Genomic DNA, 2175 nt, shown 5'->3' with positions numbered 1-2175 from the left:
GGCCCCGCCCCGCGCCTCCCGTCCGTCAGCGGGTCGCGGCCACCACCGGCGCGGCTTCCGTCGCCTCGGGCGCGGCGCGTCGGCGCCCGGGCAGCAGCAGCGCCGCCACCGTCGCCGTCCCGGTGATGGCGATCGCCCACCAGAACGCCTCGTGGAAGGCTCCGACCGGGTGACCGCCGGACGCTGCCCCGGAGAGGACGACGGCCAGGACCGCCGTCCCGAACGCGCCACCGAGCTGCTGCGCGAGGCGCGTGATCGTGCTCGCGTGGGGCATGTCCGGCTTGGCGAGCCCGAGGAACCCGACGGCCATGATCGGGATCATCACCGCACCCAGCCCGATGCCCCGGACGACGAGGACCGCGCCCGTGAGCCACGGCGAAGTGCTGCCGTCTGCGAACGCGAACGGGATCGTGGCCACGAGCACCACACCGAACCCGACGACCGCGACCCATCGTGCACCGATCCGGTCGGTGAGACGACCGGCGATCGAACGACTGAGCAGCGAGCCGACGCCCTGCGGGATGAGCAGCAGCCCGGCGCCGAGGGCATCGGCCCCGCGGAGCTCCTGGAACGAGAGGGGGAGGAGCAGCATGCCGCCGTAGAGCGCGGCGCCCATCAGGAACATCCCGATCGAGGCGGCCGCCAGGGGCCGGTGCCGGAGCAACGTGAGGTCGACGAGGGAGCGGCTCCCGCGGCGGACCGCCCGCAGGACGAACGCCGCGAGCAGTGCCGCACCGACGACGAGCGGGAGCCAGACGTCGGTGCGACCGAAGCCTCCCGTGCGGCTGGCGTTGCTCAGCCCGAACAGGATGCCGACGACCGCGGGGGAGAGCAGCACGAGACCGAGGACGTCGAGCCGACCCGAGCCCGTGGGGCCGTCGGCCGGGATGTACAGCCGCGCCAGGACGAGCCCGGCGACGGCGAACGGCACGTTCACCCAGAACAGCCACTGCCACGATCCGACGCCGAGGACCACCCCGCCGATGACCGGTCCGAGGATCGGTCCGAGCGCCGTCGGGAGCGACACGACCGCCATCAGGCGCCCGACGTCGCGGCCTCCCGCGGCCTGCACGAGCAGCGTCGTCAGCAGCGGCATCATCGCGCCGGCACCGACTCCCTGGACGACACGGAACGCGACGAGGCTGGTGACGTCCCATGCGAGTGAGCACAGCACGCTGCCGACGAGGAACACGACGAGCGCCGCGACCCAGAGCCGGCGCCCGCCGATGCGGTGCTGGAGCCAGCCGACGACGGGCACGGTGACGCCCATCGCGAGGAGGTAGCCGGTGCTCACCCACTGCACCGCGTCGACGCCGGCGTGGAGGTCTCGGACGAGGGTGTGCAGGGCGACGCTCACGATCGTCGAGTCGAAGAGCGGGGCCATCGCACCCACGACGAGGGCGATGGCGAGTCTGGAGAGGGATCGGTCCACGGTGCTCCTTGGATACGGTTGCGTTTCTTAAACAGGCTGACCGTAGACCCGCGCGCTAAGATACGCAAGTGGATCTTGCGAAGACACGTCGACGTGGTGCAGAACTCGAGACCGCGTTGCTCGACGCCGCGTGGACGGAACTGCAGTCCGTCGGCTACCCGGCACTGACGTTCGACGGGGTCGCCGCCCGGGCGGAGACGTCGAAGCCCGTGCTCTACCGTCGGTGGCCGACGAAGGTCGACCTCGCGCTGGCGGCCCTGCAGCACGGCGGTCTGTTCCGACGCCGTGAACTCGTTGACACCGGGTCGCTGCGCGGGGACGTGCTCCGCGCACTGCGGGACTTCAACGCCGCACGGTCGGGGTTCATGGCCGCGATCAGCGTCTACATGGCGAGCATCAACCAGGAGACCGGTCTGTCCCCGGGCGACCTCCGCGACCGGCTGCTCGGCGAACGCTCGACCATCGGCCGCGTGATGCTCGAGCGGGCGGTGGAACGGGGGGAGATCCCGCGACGGGAATGGCCGGACGGGGTCGCGTCACTGCCGTCGGACCTCGTGCGGCACGACCTCATGATGTCGTTGCGCCCGCTGCCGGACCGCCGGATCGTCGAGATCGTCGACGACCTCTGGCTGCCGCTCGTGCGCTGACGACCGGAGGCGGCTGGGGGACCGGGTCGTCCGCGAGGGGCGCGTCGTGTGCTCGGCGTCGCGCCCCGCGCGCGGCGCGACCCGTCGTCGGCCGGG

The 2175-nt window shown here is 72.4% G+C and carries 2 protein-coding genes; one reads left to right on the top strand and one right to left on the bottom strand.

The window, feature by feature from the left end; translation table 11 throughout:
• Positions 1-25: 25 nt before the first annotated feature.
• Positions 26-1432: an MDR family MFS transporter gene (locus Q7F20_RS18460; protein ID WP_305741513.1), complete on the bottom strand. Its 1407-nt coding sequence runs from the start codon at positions 1430-1432 to the stop codon at positions 26-28.
• Between the two features lie 68 nt (positions 1433-1500).
• Between Q7F20_RS18460 and Q7F20_RS18455 the strand changes: the two genes are divergently transcribed.
• A complete protein-coding gene (locus tag Q7F20_RS18455) occupies positions 1501-2079 on the top strand; it encodes a TetR/AcrR family transcriptional regulator (RefSeq protein ID WP_305741512.1) in 579 nt (192 codons plus the stop codon).
• Positions 2080-2175: the final 96 nt, after the last annotated feature.

The organism is Curtobacterium sp. A7_M15, from assembly GCF_030705415.1.
GTDB lineage: Bacteria > Actinomycetota > Actinomycetes > Actinomycetales > Microbacteriaceae > Curtobacterium.
This window is presented reverse-complemented; position numbering and strand designations above follow the sequence as displayed.